The sequence below is a fragment of the Mesorhizobium sp. M0800 genome (genome assembly GCF_040320095.1).
GTDB lineage: Bacteria > Pseudomonadota > Alphaproteobacteria > Rhizobiales > Rhizobiaceae > Mesorhizobium.
Genome location: NZ_JAMYOZ010000022.1, coordinates 14,445 through 32,205 on the forward strand (window position 1 = coordinate 14,445; position 17,761 = coordinate 32,205).

A 17,761-nucleotide genomic window follows, 5' to 3' on the forward strand; every position below is an offset into this window, starting at 1 on the left:
TCAAGGCTTGCTTTTTGCGGGCGGGTTATGATTTTCCATGCGAATCTGGCGCGTTAATTCGGCGGTCCTCGCTCCCTGCCAAAGTCCGCGTGGCAACCAAATAGGTCTTGCCGATCCCGTTCCTATGGAGAACAGCGTTTATAGCTGCGAGCTTTTTCGCTTGAGCGGCCTTATCAGCACCGAAATCATGCCGGACTGGAATATGTCGGGGTGGTGACCAAGCTCCGAACCCTTGGTCAAGCACGATCGTCGCGCGGCTTCCGTCTTTGAACTCGATGTCCAAGTAGCGTCCATGCGGCACATCCTTGTGAACCACTGATACGCCTATACCCCGCTGTTGCCCCAGGAGTGCGGTCACCGCCTTCTGATCGCCCGCTGCCCGCCAATCATGGCCGATCTGCCAAGGCTGACCTCGCTGTTCATTGCTACGGGGTGATCGAGTTTCGACCGTCAGGAACGCACCGTTTGCCCCGGAATCGAGGAATACCTGACTGATCGTGTCGACAAGCAAGCGCGCGACAAGTGGAGAGGAAACATAAGGGTCCTGATAGGTAGCTCCCAAGACGCCAGCTTTTGACCAGGCGCCACATTTTGAGAGAAGGTCGACTATGATCTTGGACGCACGATCGCCGAAAGATGCGAAATCGCAGTCGAGTTCCGAACCGATCTGGACGAATTGCGCACCCGGAGCCGGGAGAAGCGTATTGGGGTCGACAGTCGCAAATCTCAGGCTAACCGGTGCTCTTCCCCTAACGACGGGAAGGGTGTTCGGGCTTCCCCATCGCAATCCTGGAAGGCGTGGCTCCTCCTCGCGGGACGCCCAAACATAGCTCAACTCGCCTTCACCGACGATTGACAGCGCCAATGCACCGTTTGCGAAGACCGGCGCCTCTGCCGAAACCAGCTCGACATTGTGCTGCAGAGCGAAATCCCGAACTGCCAGTTTCTCGGCGGGACTCAGCTTCTCCAGGCACACAGGGGCGATGGCCAATCTCACCCGATGACCCAACATCGTCCAGCGTAGGAACTGCCCGGCCAGCGCCCAATCCTGCATAGCCGCCGAGACGCTGCGCTCGGGCAGAAAGACGGTCAAAATTGAGCGGGCCGACCTGCGGAGTTCCCAGTCAATCTCGTCCAGCGGAGAGAGGGACAGCTCTGCCCCCTCGACAAAGCAATCAACTGGAGCGAGCTCTTTGGGGAACGTCAGGTGACCGCGAACGAAATCGAGCGCCGCTTTGCGGTCGAGGTCATCCTTGCCATCGGGCGCATCCGAGGTGAGCACGCAGGCGGCGCAGGCTTTTTCACAACCCGGCGTTTTGCAATCCAAGATTTGCTCCGCGCGGCGAAGGATTGGCCTCATCAGATGCTCGAACGACACCGCGAAGCCTGCCCCACCAGTAGCCCGGTCGAAAATGAACAGCGATGCGGTGGATGCACCGAGAACATTGCGACTTTCCGCTACTGCAAAGCCCATCTCGTCCGCCTCGACGCCAAGTTCCTGACCAAGAGCTTCGCGTAGGGCAATGACAAGCGCATTTGCCGCCGCGCGGCGCAGAGGATGGCGCGGCTGCAGCTCGAAAACGTCGGTGGTTATTTCGTGTCCGAGCGAGATGTTTCGCTTGATGCTAAATGGCTTTTCATTGCCAGGACATATGTCCTTGTCCTTTCGGTAGCGCAATGGTTTGTGATCCACGAGCGCTGGCGGGAGGATCCCCGAGCCGTCATTACTGCTATCCGCTTCCGCCCGGCCGCAATTCAAGCACACCGCATAGCCGGATCCCTTTGGTCCGCCCCTGTTGGAGTAATAAACGAGACCTTCCCGGCTGCAGCGGTAACGACCCAGCTCTGGAACCGGCAGAGTCCGCCAAGGGCTGTTGCGAGTGGACACGGCTGGATCTTCGGGCGGGACATAAGAAAGTGTGTCCGTATCGGCATGCGCCCGCTCTCTTGGATCGACGGAGAACCCGGCTGGTCGCAGGAACTCGACACTGTATGGGCGTTCGGCGCCACAAGCCTGACAACGCTCCGGACCTCCGCCGCGTTTCGTGTCGCTCGCCCCGCATTCCCTACAGCGCCAGTGATGGCGCAGACTCTGGATCTCAGCCAGGTTCTCTTCACTCGCGGGCCGTTTCCAGTTCAGCGTCACGCCTGCAGACTTGTGGACGAGACCGTCCAACACGACTTCCGACCCCGGGGCATAGTCTCGGATCGCGAGGTCGAGCGAGCGCTGAGGGCCTACAGTCCGGAACTGGCGCGACCCGTCCAGAGGAGCGTCTTCGGGCGATTTGAATTCCTTTCCAGGGATGAATGAAACCACGTCAGTAGGGAAGCCGTGACCGGGCAAGAACCCTCGGTCAGCTAGGCTGCTCAGCAGGAATTCTCCGCACATTCGCTTGAGCTCGATGCCCATGCGGGATTTGCCCGCCTCTTTCAGCCCCTCGTCCTTCGCGAGAGCCACCAAACCCTCCCATTCGCCAACGAAACCTTTCGTGAGGTCGACGATAAGATTCCTGGCATCTTCGATGACCGTCTGGTCACCTTCGAGGATCGACCGCCTCGTCAGCGTCGCGAGGCTGGCCTCGTGCGCTGCGGCTACAGCGGGACGTTCGAGCCATTCGATGAAAATCTCGACCGGCCGGTCTGCTTTTAGCAGGCGGGCTTCCGTTAGCTCCGTAGGGCAGCCAAGGAAGGCGCCGATTTGCATCTTCAGCGAGTCGCCAGCACGCTCACGCATGAAGGCGCCGAGGAGGAAAGCGTTGACGTGACGCTGGACGATCGGCCTGCTGCTCAGCGTCACGGTTGGTGCCGAAAGGGTCCGGCGGAGGAAGCCATATGGATCGCGGAACGCCTCACGGTCGAGCGGCCGATCTTTGCAGAACGTGAAGGCCATCGCGACAGCTTGGCCACGTCGGCCGGCGCGACCGACGCGCTGCCGGTAATTGGCAATGGACGGTGGCACATTGGTCATCATCACCGACGAGACCGAGCCGATATCGACGCCCATTTCCATTGTGGTGGAACAATTGAGAATGTTGATCTTACCAAGCTTGAAATCCCGTTCGTAGCGGCGGAGCCGTCCGCTATCCTGCTGGGCCGAATGCTCGGCGGAACGCGCATAGTCGCCGAAGAGAGCGATACGATCAGAAATATTCGTCCATGCGCCGCGGTCCCGCAGACCGGCTATGGATGGATCGGAATCGATCCACTTGTGAACGGTTTGCCGTGCGCGGCTCATGTCATCTAGCCCAAGCAAGGGCTCAGGATGTCGCGGCATCTCGACCGGAATAGCCCGTCGGCGTTCGTCTCGCTTGTCCTCCAACCCGTAGGGCGTCAGGCCGAAAGGCGCTCGGTCGATGATGCGGCGCGTGACCGGGCAATAGAACGCGCTTAGGACCGGCGCAACGAAGGTTTTGCTGAAGTCGAAGACGCGTCGCTCCGGGTCGGCCGAGAACGTCGACTGGACCTGTCGCCAGGCTGCGGATAGACATTCGTCAAGGTCCGCCCTGTCGGCTGCGTCACTCAAATCGAGCCCCAGGCCATGAAGAAGAAGGGCTACTGGCCGCGACCGCGGGTGGGCGCGAAAATAGCCGTTTGGCCAAGCCTGCAACCTCTTATCGCCGTTGGTTTGTTCCTCCGGGCCTATCAGCGATTTCAGCTTCGCCTTGGATGATACCCAGTGCTGCACCTGTCGCGAGATGGAAACCGCGCCGTTGGCACGCACGAAGAAAGTAAGCACGGCGTCGAGGTAGGCTCGCCAGTCGTCTATAGCCTTTCCCCTGCGTCGGAACGCGTCAGGGATATCAGTAAGCCGTCCGATCGTAGGATTGCGCAGCCGCGCCATACCCAAGGTTTCCACCGAATTGGCGCGCCGCGGCCGCCGCGCGAATTCTCGAAGCAATAAGAATTCGGCAATCTTCCCAGCATCAGTGAAGAGTGCCTCGTCGCGCGCTCGCCAGACATCTCTTATCCACTTGGCCACCTCAATCCGTTCGGCCAAACGGTTCACCAAATCGGGGAACGTAATTCCGTCAGGACTCCCAGACTCAAGTTCGGCCAATTCTTGCTTTTTTCCGGCGACCACCGCTTCTAGCGCCGGGGACTTGTTGACCAGGAGCAAAGGTTCCAACTGGCCGATGTCCGCCTCTATCCGTTTGATCTGCTCCGCCGCGCCCGCTTTCGGCCTCATGGAGGTCTGGACTTGGTGATAAATGAAAGACCGGACGAAGTTTCGCTCTGATTCCATCTGCAGCTTGGCAGCCATCCGCGCTGTGCCTTGGCGGCTGTCGGTGAAAGAAAGCAGCCGGCGACCGGCTGAGGGGAGCCTCTCTCCCTCGGCCGTTTTGGCCGGCTCTACTCCTTCGAGCAGAATTGGCGCTGCATTGCCGAGGATAAAGGGCGCCCCGAACCGCAGCGGCCGCATTATTTCGGAGGTCTTGCGGCCTTCCGGACTGCAATGCGGGCATGCGCGGGGGCCGTCGTATTCCTCGCACAAAAGGGACTGGCCGCCCTCCACAGGCGCGTCGGCGACCCGCCACCCGGCTTTCCTATCGAGCCAGAAGCCGCGAGCGGCGGGAGTGGGATTGGCGGCGAACAGACGGTCGCGCTCGAAGGCCGCACGTTCATCGTGGGACCCCTCTTCCTCGACATCGTCGGCGATCTCAGACCCGATTTCGTTCTCGCGGGCGCTCTCGAAGGCGAACTCGTCACGCGGCGGGTTGCGCAACGGTGCAAACAGCCGTGAGCCCCTTTCCGTTCCTTCTAAGTAGGCTTCGCCGCATTCGGTGCAGCTTATGATCTCCAGCACCGGCGCCCGGCAGGACGGGCAATAGTCCGCGCGCTCGGACAAGACACGCCCAAATGGCCAGTTCGAAGGCCTGTCGAGGCATTCCGAATTGATACAGCTCCATAAACCAGGAACGGCGCGCGCGAATGCGTGAAGGCGCACCGGCGCAAGGCGTTCCTCTTCGCGGTCAGCAGTTTTGCGTGCAGCGCGCGACATGGCGAAAACGAGATCGGCCGCGCCGGCTTCATATGCGCGCGCGGGCAAATCGAAATCGGCAAGCGACACACTTCCCTGGAACAATCTCTCAACGAGACTCCATGTCTGCGGATCGCGGCCGAATATGTCATAAAGCTGAGCTGGGTCGGCGCTGCGAATGTCTTGCGAGCTGCGCGTGTGCTGGCCGGTCGGACGGTCTGGCATCCGACGACGGCCCTCGACTACGTGAACCCGGCTGTCTGGGATGCCGGCGACGTCGGCTAGGAAGCGCTGGAGCTGCTCGCGCACGTTTTCGCCCGAACCGATAGTCGCCGAAGTGGCTACGAAGCGAACCTGGTCGGGCTTTACAGCGAAGGCGAGCAGCACCCGCCGAAGCAGCAGCGCTATCTCGGCGGCCGCAGCACCGACCAGAGAATGGGCCTCGTCAAGGACGATCCACCGCAGCTTGCCTGTCGAGGCGTCAATAATCGGCTGGTCCTCGGCGCGCGCCAGCATGTATTCAAGCATGGTGATGTTAGTGACGAGCACCGGCGGGGGATCTGCGCGCAGCTGCACCCGATCGATTACTTGCTCTGGCGAGCGACGGCGATCCGATTCCCGAGCATCCCTCGGCAGATCGCCGTTGTAGAGACAATAGCGAACTTTTCCATTGAATGGCTTCGTCCAGGCCGAAAGGCGCTCGCGCTGGCTCTCAATCAATGCGTTAAGCGGGTAAAGCATGATGGCTTGCACCCCCTTGAGTGACTCACGCTGCCCATGTGCCTGTGCGGCGAGATCGCTCAGGATCGGGAATAGGAAGCATTCTGTCTTGCCCGAGCCGGTTCCGGAGGTCACCAAGACGGATTGCGGGTCTTTGTCCGCAAGTAGCCGCCAGGCTTCGGTCTGATGCAGGAAGGGTTTCCGATCCTTTGGGAAACGATAGTCGTGGTCGAACGGCAGTTCGTCGAGCGCCGAGATCAAGTCTGGATGGAGCAACGATTCCGACAGCTCATGCATGCTCTTGTCGGCTGTAATGAAAGGGTGAGCCCCTTCGAGCACGGCCTCTTGCAACAATGCCCCAGCGGCGGGGTTATTCCCGCCCAGTAGCTCGCGCAGATGTCGTCGCAGTCCCTCATGCGCTAGGCCCGATTGTGCGATGACGGCCTCGGCCGCGCGTCGTTTTACTTCATCCAACACGTCGAACGGGGTCATTTTCATTCGGAACCATAGAATTTCAGAAGATGAGCATAAGCGCCGGACACATAGGCCGGGTCCTCACGGAGCGTGCGACGTGCGAGCAGTGCGAGATCGCGTTCGATAGTTAGTTTTCCCTGGGCGCTTGCAGCCAGCAAGATCGGCGCGAACAGGCCGCCGAAATCCTCGTGCGACTTTGTCAGAATTTCCGATGGGAGCCTTAGGCCGGACTGCGCAAGCCGAGAGGCAAGATCGTTCCGTCCCTCACTATCCCGGTGAATCTGACTCGCGATATAGCCGCCGGTGAGTTCCTTGAGCGACGGGATACCAGAGGGTGCCCCCGCAATTCCCATCAGGCTGAAGATCGAGGCCAGCGCCGGTTCCAGCGCTGTCAGTTCGGCACGCAGAGTGACCAACCGGCCCAGCGCCTCCGTAGCAGCCTTTTCGACGCCGAAGATAGGTTCGAGCGCAATGGAAACAGCGGCGTAGTCGGCCTGCAGCGCAGCACGCCAAGCGGACAATGGCAGTTCCAACCAAAGGAAAGGCAGCTCATTTTGAAGGGACCAAACGGTGCCGCGTTCTCCAGCGTCGCGTGCGTTGAACAGGAGGCCAATCAACGCATCCGGACACGACGATAGCTGTTTCAGCGCGTCAAAAGCGCTCGCCGGAAGGCCATTCAGGTGAGTGGCGGCTTCAAGCAACCAGCTGAAGCCGCCGACTTCTCGGCCTATGCTGCGAAGTGCGTTCCCGATCTCGGCTTGCCGGGTTTCATAGTCGGCTATTGTGAGGGCGGACACCAGATGGCCAGTATGAGCATCAGGAGATCCCAGTCGCGGAACGGGGAGGGGTCTCGAAACGACATCCACTCCCTGCCGAAGATAGACAAGGCAGAGTCCCTTGCAGCGCTCCGGGATTCGCCAAAGCGCAGAAGTTTCTTGTTCCAGTGCATGTTCATGCCGAGGATCGAGAACCATTTTCGCCACAGGCAGCACTTCGGTTGCGCTGGATGTCTCTGACCAGCGCACCATGCCAACATCGTGCGTGAGCTGCTTGCTACGGTAGCGGCTGATGCGGATAGGCAGTCGGGTGTCGCCCATGAATTCGAGCTCTGCCAAGTCGTCCTGGAGAGGCAGAGTTGCAAGGATTTCGTCAATCGCGCTTCTCAGCACGCCCAAGGGCAGCTGGCCGTCGACCGCTGCGCTCAGCCCGCCCGACTTGGTCCCCTTGGCCGCCACATGCAGGACGGTTCTGCGGGGTGATATGGCGACAGCGCCCCTGAGCGTCCCAAGATCAACCTGGGCTCCGGGTCCGAGAATCGAACCATCGGCCAGGGCGATAGCCGCGTCGCGGCCGACTAGGGGGACAACGATCTCGCATGGCTCCCCCACCGGAGGACGAATCGTCATTGGAAGGCGATACAGGGGGCGTCCTAGAAATTTGAACGACAGCGTCTCTTTATCAATCTGGTCGACCACACAGGACCCATCTGCAGCCGAAGCGGTCCAGCCCGGTAGCCCTTCCAGCCGGATTTGACCACTGCGCGCATCCTTCATGGTCCCACTTATTCGGGCGCCTATCGGAAATAGTGCTACCAACCGCCTCTCAATTTGAACGCCAGCCTCTGGGTCGCGCAACGAGAATTCTGTCAGGCCGGCGCCTTCGATATGCCCGGACAATAGCGCCCATTTCTCTCGTGAGCGCCGAGAGAACAATTCGCCGGTGCGTGGTGGCCTTGGCTGCTTTCCTCCGTCACGGATGAGCGGGTCAGCTGGCGAGACCACTAGTTCGCACTGCTCGTCTGCGAGGTCGAATCCGGTCGTCGAGCCAGACGGAAATTCAAGCTCGTGTTCGCGACCCTCTGTGTCTGGTTCGACCCTAAAGCGGATCGAATCGCTTTCACCGCTCCGGAAATATGCCGTTCCAACCAGGCGGGCGATTTTTCGGTTAAGGTGTGGCAAGCTTTCGACTTCAACGACCGCGCCTTCTGACGCCGGCTCAATCGTCCAGTCTTCTGGAAACAAGACATAGAGGGTCTTGACCGGAGAACTTACAGACCCCGACCGGAAGAAACGAAGAAGGGGCTCGGCTGCCGTCGATCCTTCGTCGTCGCGAAAAACCAGCAAATCCGAGCGGAGCGGCTCTCCACGCGGCCAAGTCCAGGGGCAGGGAGCTACGTTTGGAGAAGTCAGCGTCGCGGTGACCGGCGACGTGAAGGGAAAATTTCTCAAGAGCTTGGCGGTTCGCGTGTATGGAAGCACGCGCCAGCGACGTTGTTCCCCTATCGGCGCCTCAAATAACGCCAGCTCTCCGGAGAGGTGATTGCCGAGCTCGCCAGTCGGAACCGCGCGAACTCGGCCCTGTGTCGGCAAGTTCGGCAGTTTCGAGGCTGGTATCTCTCCATCGGCCAGCAACTGTATGGCCGGAACCCATTGACCGTTGGATTTGACCAAGTATCGCCGCGCCTCCACGCCTTCGGTGGATAGCCCGGTCATCTTTTCATCGAGCAGTCCGGTAAGCAGCTCGGTTACGAGCGCTTCATCTTGGGCCGGGACATAAATCGGCAGGTCTTCCCTCCAACCCGGGCGCCTAATGTCGAGCAGCGCAGAATTGCGGATGCTGCCAGCTCCCTCAGCCTCCGCGGTTCGCCGTAGATCAAGAAGTCTTTCGACTAGTTCGGAGCAGAGAGCGACAAAATCGTCATGCTGGTAGCTCTTTCGCATTCGGCCGCGTTCTTCTTCAGCGATCTCGAGGATCTCCTGAAGTGTGTCCACTCTGGATGTGATTGCGCGGCGCATGATTGAGCGCAGATAGTCTCGTAGCCATGCTCGTGCGCCACTTGTAAGAATACGGACCGGGAAGCCGCCTTCGAGTGCTACCGTGAGCAAGAATTCACGGTTTGAGCCGCTCATGCGCAGCTCACGTTGCCAGTAGCTCAAGCCACGGCGAGTCAGTTCGCGCTTGGCGGAATCTGGGAAGGTCGGAAACAGGTCTGGCTCAGGGTCGTCCCATTTTAGGAAGGTCGAGTCCGACTCGCGACGAAACCACTCCGCACAATAAGCGACGAATATAGCGCCGGCACGATCATCCGGTTGAGCTAATCGCCCCTCGCGCGCCAGGTGACGCAGGATCTTCTTTGCCTCATCATACTCGCTGTCGGCCATGCGATAACGATAAAGCGCCCGCCGGTCTGGCCGCGCAATGCTCCTTCCGGCTAGAAATGCGCGGAGCCAATCCCGGACCGGGCCTGACTGCCGAGGCTTGTGTTCGCTCGGTTCGGGCTTGGTGACGCGTGCGAAGGAGCGGCGTGCTTTGACCACTTCGAACTGTAGTTCGAGGGCCTCATCGCTTTCTCGCTGGTTCAGCTCCCGGTTGAGCGCGTCCACGAATTGCGAGTCATGGCGTCTTTGCCTGAAAATTTCGCCGAGCTGCCCGTCGTCTAGACGCGACAGATCGACATCCCCCCCGCAGCCCAATTTCCTCGCCCCTTGTGTCCCAGGCCAAGAATGCACGATTCCCGAGCAAAAGAAACCCGCTACTACTGGCCTTTCAGGATACTTTCGATGGAACGTTTTAATTTCGTATAAAACAGCTCAAACAAAATTTAACCTTTGAAGCCCGCACTCGTAAACGCTGCTTTGCGGCTCTGGCCGATTCAGGGTAATCCAAAGCCAAGCTGCCACATGTTTATAACAGACAAAGAGCACTGGTAAGTTGGTCGTTCCGGGAGGACTTAGCGTTTTCTGTCCTCGATCGCATCGTCATTCGAGACTGATGATGGACGCAGGCGCAAAGCTCATCATCTTTTTGAGGCCACTGAGCATGCCCTCGGCATAGCGCGGGGTGCCGATTGTGCCTTTGAGCCAGCATTGGCTCTTGCGCTTCATGTAAGTGAAGCCGATGCAGCGATTGTCTGTGACGCAGGCTAGCCTGCACTGCTGCGCGGTGACGTTCCTCCCAAAAGGTCTCTTCGACAGATCTCCGCCCGGCAGGTCGACGTTTTTGAACACGGCTGTCTTCGGGTCGATCACGCCCATCGAGAATGTATTAGGATCTGGATCAGCGCTGCTCAGAAACTGGCCCGAGATAGCAGCCGAGTTGCCATCAGCTTGACCTGGGCTGGCTTTCAGGAAGCAGTTTGGACCTCTCGCGACGTGCGGGTTCATATTGAATGTGAATGCCTTGCATTCACCGCCCATGGAGAGACAGGCTCGCGCGCAATTTGCAGCATCGTGCGTTCGCTGAGAAGTGATGTCGTCGCCAAAGAGATCGAGCCCCGCAAAGACAGCCATTCGTGTTGGGCGACGCGTGTATTCCTCGATTGAAGAGAGTTTGGAGAGCGATGAGCCGTCTAAAGCAGGCGTATCTTTCGTCACGACGGTTGCCGGCGGAGGGGAAGGTGTCGACGAGGTTTCGGACGATGCGCCTGGCTGGTTTCCAGCATTGGAGGCCGTAGTTGGGTGATTGCCCTGTCTGCGATCGATCCCATAGCGCGCGACCTCATCAGGCGTGAAGACATGCATGTCGTCGGGAGGGGTTTTAAACATCACCGTCAACACCTCGACCGGCGTATCAAAGCGATTGAGAAGTTCAATGATGTCCGAGATGGAAAGCTGGGCGCTGACCAGATCGGTGGACTCAGACGAGATCTGATGGACGCCCAGCTCGCCATCGACCTGGCGTTCGACACCCGCAAGGAAGATATACGCGCAAGCGGAATAGCAACCTGCATTTTTCGGGATGTAGGTCGCGAGCTTCCGCTCGTGCACGTCGTCTGCGATCAAAAGGGCGATCTGAACCACACCCCCAGCGCTATTCAGAACGACCAGCTTGGCATTGGGTGCAGCCTCGGCCGCGCGGCGGAAGTTGAGCGCCGCCCCTGCATCAATCTCACCATTGAGAGAGATAATGTCCGAATGGGCGTCATCGACCGTAAAGGGGCCAAACGACTTCACAGCAGCGTGGGCGGAACACAACTGAACCGCCAACATCCAAATGACCGGCAGCAACCGGCTCACGCAATACGAAAACGAACTCAGCACCCTTCGCCCCCCAGCGGCGAATTTTGGATATGAAAGCACCCAGCAGGCCCAACTAGCAAGTGTCAACTGAGGATCTTTCAATCAACCGGTTAACCGCATGCCCCGCCCGTGAGGATGCTGCCCGGCTCCTAGACAGCAAAAACACGATCGAGTGCCCGCAAGGCGCGCTTGTCCAATGCCAGCAACCGGAACATCGGAAGTTCTGGCGCATTGCTAGTGGATACCATCGCGGCTCGCTGCCTACGGTTCAAAAATGCGACCGGTGATTACAGATGCATGGGGCTTAGTGCGGGAAAGCGTCGTTGGCTTTGTCAACGACAATGCTCTTAGTCATGGCGCGGCAATGGCTTTTTACGCCACCACATCGTTGGCGCCAATTCTACTCATCGTTGTCGCGATCGCAGGTCTCGCTTTCAGTCATGAAGCCGCCCAACTGGCTTTGTCGGCCCAAATCTCGGGCCTGATGGGTCCAGAAAGCGCAAGTCTCCTTCAGACCGCGCTTGAGAGTGCATCCGGCAAATCATCCGGGACCTGGGCGGCGGTCATTGGCATCGTCACCTTGTTCGTGACCGCTTCTGGCGTCTTTGGTGAAATGCAGCAGTCGTTGAACACAATATGGAAGGTCGACCCGCGGGGCAGTTCGTTGTCGCGTCTGGTGCGCGCACGCGCAGCTAGCCTGGGTTTGGTCGCTGCACTCGGCTTCATGTTGCTCGTATCTCTCATAGCGACTGCGGCGATTTCGGCGCTTGGTAACTTCATCAACGCAAACCTACCGTTCGGCACAGCAGTCCTCGGCGTGATCAACACGGTCGTGTCGTTTGCCCTGATCTCAGTGACGTTCGCCGCTATCTACAAAGTTTTGCCTGATCGGACCCTGGAATGGCGCGATGTCGGGATTGGTGCTGTTGTGACTGCGGCCCTGTTCACGTTCGGAAAATCGCTTATCGGTTGGTATATCGGCTCCAGCGCGATCGCGTCCTCATATGGAGCCGCCGGTGGGCTGCTCGTCATACTACTCTGGGTTTACTACTCATCGGAAATTTTTCTTCTCGGCGCGGAGTTCACTCGCGCCTATTCCGTTCGACACGGCAGTAGGTCCGATCTGCAGGCGGTGGTCGACAATGATTTGCCCACAAAACACGTCGCCCCATTTCGCGCAGAGAAAAAGGCCACCTCTGCTGGCGTCGTCGCGCTGATAGCGGTGGCGTGCGCGAGTGCAACGATGACCATCGTCACGCTGGGTCCTCGCCGCCCATAAGGCATTTTTTCGTCGAAGCGGGAGAAGTCTCATGACCGTCGACCACAGTGAGGAAGCGTTGATCGATCGAATTGCGGCCCGGCACGCGATTTCGACCGACGCTGTCAGAGCCGTTCTGCAGGCCCTTAAGCGGGGCGGCGGAAGGATGGCCCAGTTCAGCCATAGGGAGTTTGGGGGCATGGCGCAGTGGTCATCTGGCATGACGATGGTGGGGGACATGTTCAATGATTCACTTAAGACCAAGCTTAATGCCGTTGCCACCGAACTGGTGGCGCACCTTAGAGACAACCCCGAAGCCTTGGTCAGAAGCGATGAAGTCAGCTACCGCTCTCCTCTGCGTCCCGCGAGTGACGCATGGTGGCCGCCTGAATTCGGCCAACCGAACTCGACCGGCGCTCAGAATGATCTCCGCTACGCGATCTTTTCCGATGCCCGGCGCCTGGTGATCGATGACCACGGCAAGTATTCGGTCTACGACACGGGCGAGCACGACATCTCAGGTATTAGCCAAGCGCAAAGCTCGGGATCGACACTGACCTTTACCAGCCAGGATGGGCTGGTGCGGGTGTCGGATTTGAAGAAAGTTCGCCCGTCGAGCTCGTAGAATTTCTCCCGCCGCATCAGACGCGGCGAAGAGCTCAGTGAATTCGCGCACATATCGGTGCAGCCGCCGCCATAGACCGTCATGAGGCGGCGGAAGGCAGTAGTGGATCTTCGCGAATGATCATACGGTCGACACTGCCGGCGCAAAGCTGATCTCGCCATAAAAGATCATCTACATGCCTCGCCTACAGGCTGGCTAAGTGCCCTTAGCGGCGTCCTCGATCAGTTCGGCTACCAAGTTACGGAACCGCTCGTCCGACCGATCGCCTATGTTTCCCACATCTTTCGCCACGATCCCTGGCGCCGACACTTGACACCCCCCACTCAACTGAACGCTGACGGTGAACGTCCTTCTGACCTTCTTCTCCAATCCTCGCTTCGTGTAGATTTGGAACCGAATAGACGGCGTTGAAGCTTTGACGTGGCGGCGTGGGGCGGTGTCTATGTCGACAGTCACCTCGCCTGCCACGTCAGCCTTGGCCGCTTCCAACGACGCAACCACGACGTCGTTTAGCCAGGCCCTGGCTTGCGCGCCGAAGTCAGCCATAGGGGCACCTTGGTCTCCCTTCTCATCGCGGGTGTGCTCCTCCTGCCGACGGCGAGCTTCCTTTCCGCGCTCAAGGGCTTCTTTGAACCTAGGCATCCTGGTTGCCTCCGATCTTGTCGCCGCATGGAGGCTGTCCGTTAAATCGGCCATAGCTCCTCCATCAGTAGAACGCGCCCAATCGGCATTATGTTGCGTAAGCGGAACGCGTGCGTTTGCCGCTGTCCTTCGATCGGCCGCGCCTGCGTGCAAACTTGAACGGAAGCAGACTTGGCAGTGATCAACGAAATCCGCCGCGAGGACGATGCGGGTCATAGCTACATCATCCGCGGCTGCGAGGAAGAGGGCGGCGTGCGCCGGTTATCGCTTCAGCCCGGCCATGAAAGTCCTTACTCGGGCGGAATCGACTTGGTTCCACCAGACGCCGTCATGCTTCGGCGAGCTGGCGATGATGACACCATCGATGATGCAAGGATCTCGTTGGCATTGTCGGCGTTCACAGCAGCGCAGAACGCGTCTGCGCGACAAGGTAGACTAGCATGGAAGCCCAACATATGATCCAAAATGTCTGGGCCGCCCTCAGACCTGGCTCGAATGAAGCTATTGAAAGCCCCGCGGGCGTCTTGGCGAGCGAGGAAGCTGTTTGTTTCTCTGCGGCCCGGAGCCCGACCATGAGGGCGAGACTCTTGCCAAAGCCATCATCGAAACGGTCGAAACACTAACTCCACCCACTGATGAGAGTGCCCGCAAGTGACGCCGAGCGCGCAAAAATCACTTGGCACCTCAGCGTGACGGCGCGACGCCAGCGCCGTGACCGATGCCTCGGGCACGCCGAATCCGCTCGGCGCCGGCGGCACCGGCGGGCCGCGGGCCGATCCGCGTTTCCAGCCGGTCTTCAGCAGACATCGAGGGGCGACATGTGTTGCGACCTCTAAAGTTCAGTTGCCGCCGAAAAAAGCGAGCGGCAGCAGCCATCAGTCTGGCGGGCCTCTTTCCATCTGTCGCAGCCAGCGAACCGCGTCGTCGAGGCGATCGTCCCCCCAGAACAACTCGCCGTCGACAATGAAACTCGGCGAGCCGAAGATGCCGAGGGCCTTGGCCTCTTCAGCGGCGTGGACAAGATCGGCTTTCCCTTTGTCGGAATCGGCGAGTCGCAGCACGCGTTTGACATCTTGGCCGGCAGCACTAATGCTGGCGGAAAGGTTGGGCTCGCTGCCCGCGGGCTCCCCGGCTTCGAACCACCGTCGGTAGCTCTCCCGCGCATAGGCCGAGCACCAGCCCTCGGCGGCCCCGATGATAGCGACGCAGTTAGCACGTTCGAGTTCGGCGAGCGGGTATGGTGCAGGAAGCTTCGGCAGTAGACCGTAAAGCGCTCCACGCCGTTCAACATCTCGCCACATGTAGGCCTCCTTCACAGGCTTCGTGCGGAAGGGAATGTTGTCCATCTCGATCATGATGGTGCGGAGGTTGAAGGGCCGCCAGCTGAAGCGCACTCCGGTTGCCGCCTCCACATGGGCTAAGCGCATTACTGATAAGTAGCTGTAGGTGCTGCCAATGCAAAACCAGAACTCGATCATGGGATGCATCTCCCAATCAGATAACGTTCCAACTCAGCCAGATGACATTACCATGCGCCTCCAACAGACGCTGAGTCTTGGGAAAACCATTTCTACATTCGGACGTGGTGATCAATTCTCATCCCGGAAGTCCTGCAGCGAGGCTTGCCGTAGGTATTCCTCGCCTCAAAGATGCTTCACGCGGCCGATCAGCCCGGGCTTGACCCATTGCGTTGCCGTCCGTTTTTGCAGTCCTTCGGTGCCGGCCCGGCATGCTTCGACCCGCTTCAGAGCCGTTCCCGCATCTCGCAATTTCGGCTCGGGATCAGATCGAGTCGGGCGGGACAAAAAAACAATTCTCATGCTCTTCGGTCGGATGGAGGCAAATATGATAGTCGCCATCCGGCGACGGAATCTCGTCACCATATGGAATGAAGTATCGCTGTTGCCGCCTGATCTTTCGATGATCCCCAGGCCTCAGGATCACAACCCAGCCACCGGGACGAACATGAACCGCCCGGTCTGGGATTCGCTGACATTCGCCATGTTGCACGTCGCCGTGACAGCAGGCCAGCGGATAGCTCCATCCGGACGGGGCATCGTGTGCGCTCGAGGGAACCGAAAAGCCTAGGACCGCAAAGACGGCTGCGGCAGTGGCTCGGCGCAGCGCCATTCCTATTCCCCATTGTCGGGCGGGGCTCATATTGTGGGCTATCATACATATTTCTATTAGCCATAGCTAAACAAAAGGCTCCGCGCGCGCGTCCTCCTAGGGAGCCGTTCTTGCTTGCGCCCCGGCACACTGCTGTGGCCCTCATCAGTGGCTCTCATCGGCCATTTCCTGATTCCGTTTAGCCTCCACGATCAGGCGGGCCACGATCGAAATGAATCCGTGAACTCAGTGCCGGGTCTGACGATCTTTGACTTTGAGCCAGACACCGCCCATTGGGCGTAAATTGATCGACGGGAACGGCGTCATCTTGTGACCCGACTGCCACTCAGCCGAGAAGCGTTGCGCCATCGTCGTCAAGATCAGAACTGCTTCCATCATAGCGAAACGCTGCCCAATGCAGATACGCGGTCCGCCGCCGAAAGGCATATAGGCGAAGCGCGGCAACTCGTGTGCGAGATTGCCCATCCAACGCTCTGGCCGGAACGTTTCTGGCTCCGCGAAATAGCGGGGGTCGCGATGCAATATCCAAGGGCTGATGAAGATGGTTACTCCGGCGGGGAAGGCGTAGCCACCAAGTTTGAAGGTCCCGATCGATTCGCGGCCTATGATCCAGGCAGGCGGGTAGATCCGCATCGATTCCAACGCGACGCTTTCCGTGTATTTCAGGCGTGGGATGTCGTGGGTCGTCGCCAGTCGGTCGCCGAGCACGTCAGCGATTTCAGCCGCCATTCGAGCTTGAATCTCCGGCCGCTGGCCGAGCAATAACCAGGTCCATGAAAGTGCGAGCGCCGTGGTGTCGTGCCCTGCAAGAAGGAGCGTAATCGCCTCGTCTCGAAGCAGGGCATCTGACATCGGTTTCCCCATCTCGTCACGCGCTTCCATAAGACGGGACAGAACGTCGTATCGTCCTTCCAAACCGCTCGCACGACGTTCGGCTATGATTGATGAAACGACCCTCTCGAGCGTTCGGATTGCTCGCCGATACCTGAGGTGACCAGGCAACGGAACTCCGTCAGGAATAAGGATCGGACGTTTGAAGCGCGATTCCATTTCCGTGACGAGATCGTTTGCCGCATGATCAATGTCGGCAATGTCCCACTCAGCCTCGGAATCGAACAGCGTTTTCGCGGCGATCCGCAACGTTAACTCCATCATCTCGGGATGAATGTTCAGGACCTGATCGTTGGTCCAGCGATCGAGCATCTGGTGAGTCAGCGACACTATCGCCGTGTCATAGGCAAGGAGCTGTTGGCCGGCAAAAGCCGGGGCCGCCAACCGGCGCTGGCGTCGCCATGATTCACCTTCGTTGGTCAGCAGGCCATTCCCAAACAGCGCCTTTACATGACGCAACGCGAGCCGATGTTTGATATAATTGTCATGATCTTTGACGAGGATGGTCTCGATAGCTTCCACATCGCTGACCAGAAGAGCGGGCCATCCGGCAAGATTGAGCCAAACGAGATCGCCATATCGACGTGCGGTTTCAGTGATGAAACCGAGCTCGTCTCTGCCGAAAGCGACCAGATTTCCGAGGAAAGGCAAGCCTTTCGGCCCAGGTGGTCGATGCGAACTGGAAGACCCAATGCGGCTTTGGAGCAGGCTGGAAAGGACCATGCGATCCCCCCTAACTTTTTGATAGTCGAAAGCCCTTCCGGAAGCATGGGCCAACGGCCCTGAAAGTCAAATCAACAGGGCCCATGTGCCCAAAAGCCCGCCGATCAGGCCCGGCAGTGCCACCCGAAAAGGCTGCCCACGCTGTAGAATGGCGGCGATTGCGTTCTCGTCCTCTGGCGACAGCCAAAACGAGGATCGTTTCATGCTCTGTTCCTTGCGTGGGTCTCGCAGCTTGGCAACGCGCTCTTTCGATGAGCTCATGCGACTCTCCAGCCTAGGTCTGCAGTCACGTCCGACTTGTC

The 17,761-nt window shown here is 59.1% G+C and carries 10 protein-coding genes; 3 read left to right on the forward strand and 7 right to left on the reverse strand.

Features of this window, described 5'->3' with window-relative positions; all coding sequences use genetic code 11:
- Window positions 1-25 precede the first annotated feature (25 nt).
- The 3 genes from NKI18_RS22705 to NKI18_RS22715 form a co-directional block, all read right to left on the reverse strand.
- Window positions 26-6,049, reverse strand: a complete 6,024-nt coding sequence (locus NKI18_RS22705; RefSeq protein WP_353020542.1) for a DEAD/DEAH box helicase — start codon at window positions 6,047-6,049, stop codon at window positions 26-28.
- A gap of 143 nt (window positions 6,050-6,192) precedes the next feature.
- On the reverse strand, window positions 6,193-9,681 hold the full coding sequence (locus NKI18_RS22710; protein WP_353020545.1) for an STY4851/ECs_5259 family protein: 3,489 nt from the start codon (window positions 9,679-9,681) through the stop codon (window positions 6,193-6,195).
- Window positions 9,682-9,930: 249 nt separating this feature from the next.
- A complete protein-coding gene (locus NKI18_RS22715; protein WP_502900735.1) occupies window positions 9,931-11,187 on the reverse strand; it encodes a PAN domain-containing protein in 1,257 nt (418 codons plus the stop codon).
- 277 nt (window positions 11,188-11,464) lie between these two features.
- On the opposite strand from NKI18_RS22715, the gene NKI18_RS22720 reads away from it, so the two are divergent.
- Both NKI18_RS22720 and NKI18_RS22725 read left to right on the forward strand, forming a co-directional pair.
- Window positions 11,465-12,469, forward strand: a complete 1,005-nt coding sequence (locus NKI18_RS22720) for a YihY/virulence factor BrkB family protein (protein ID WP_353020550.1) — start codon at window positions 11,465-11,467, stop codon at window positions 12,467-12,469.
- A 31-nt stretch (window positions 12,470-12,500) separates the two neighbouring features.
- Window positions 12,501-13,073 carry a hypothetical protein gene (locus NKI18_RS22725; RefSeq protein WP_353020553.1) on the forward strand — a complete coding sequence of 191 codons (573 nt, stop codon included), beginning with the start codon at window positions 12,501-12,503 and terminating at the stop codon, window positions 13,071-13,073.
- 195 nt (window positions 13,074-13,268) lie between these two features.
- Here NKI18_RS22725 and NKI18_RS22730 read toward each other — a convergent pair whose 3' ends face one another.
- The gene (locus tag NKI18_RS22730) at window positions 13,269-13,769 is read right to left on the reverse strand and encodes a hypothetical protein (RefSeq protein ID WP_353020556.1); all 501 of its coding nucleotides are present in this window, start codon (window positions 13,767-13,769) and stop codon (window positions 13,269-13,271) included.
- A gap of 117 nt (window positions 13,770-13,886) precedes the next feature.
- On the opposite strand from NKI18_RS22730, the gene NKI18_RS22735 reads away from it, so the two are divergent.
- On the forward strand, window positions 13,887-14,174 hold the full coding sequence (locus NKI18_RS22735; protein ID WP_353020559.1) for a hypothetical protein: 288 nt from the start codon (window positions 13,887-13,889) through the stop codon (window positions 14,172-14,174).
- A gap of 416 nt (window positions 14,175-14,590) precedes the next feature.
- Here NKI18_RS22735 and NKI18_RS22740 read toward each other — a convergent pair whose 3' ends face one another.
- From NKI18_RS22740 to NKI18_RS22750, 3 genes are all read right to left on the reverse strand, one after another.
- On the reverse strand, window positions 14,591-15,193 hold the full coding sequence (locus NKI18_RS22740; RefSeq protein WP_353020562.1) for a 2-hydroxychromene-2-carboxylate isomerase: 603 nt from the start codon (window positions 15,191-15,193) through the stop codon (window positions 14,591-14,593).
- 877 nt (window positions 15,194-16,070) lie between these two features.
- On the reverse strand, window positions 16,071-17,459 hold the full coding sequence (locus NKI18_RS22745) for a cytochrome P450 (RefSeq protein ID WP_353020565.1): 1,389 nt from the start codon (window positions 17,457-17,459) through the stop codon (window positions 16,071-16,073).
- Window positions 17,460-17,525: 66 nt separating this feature from the next.
- Window positions 17,526-17,663 carry a hypothetical protein gene (locus NKI18_RS22750; protein ID WP_353020568.1) on the reverse strand — a complete coding sequence of 46 codons (138 nt, stop codon included), beginning with the start codon at window positions 17,661-17,663 and terminating at the stop codon, window positions 17,526-17,528.
- Window positions 17,664-17,761: the final 98 nt, after the last annotated feature.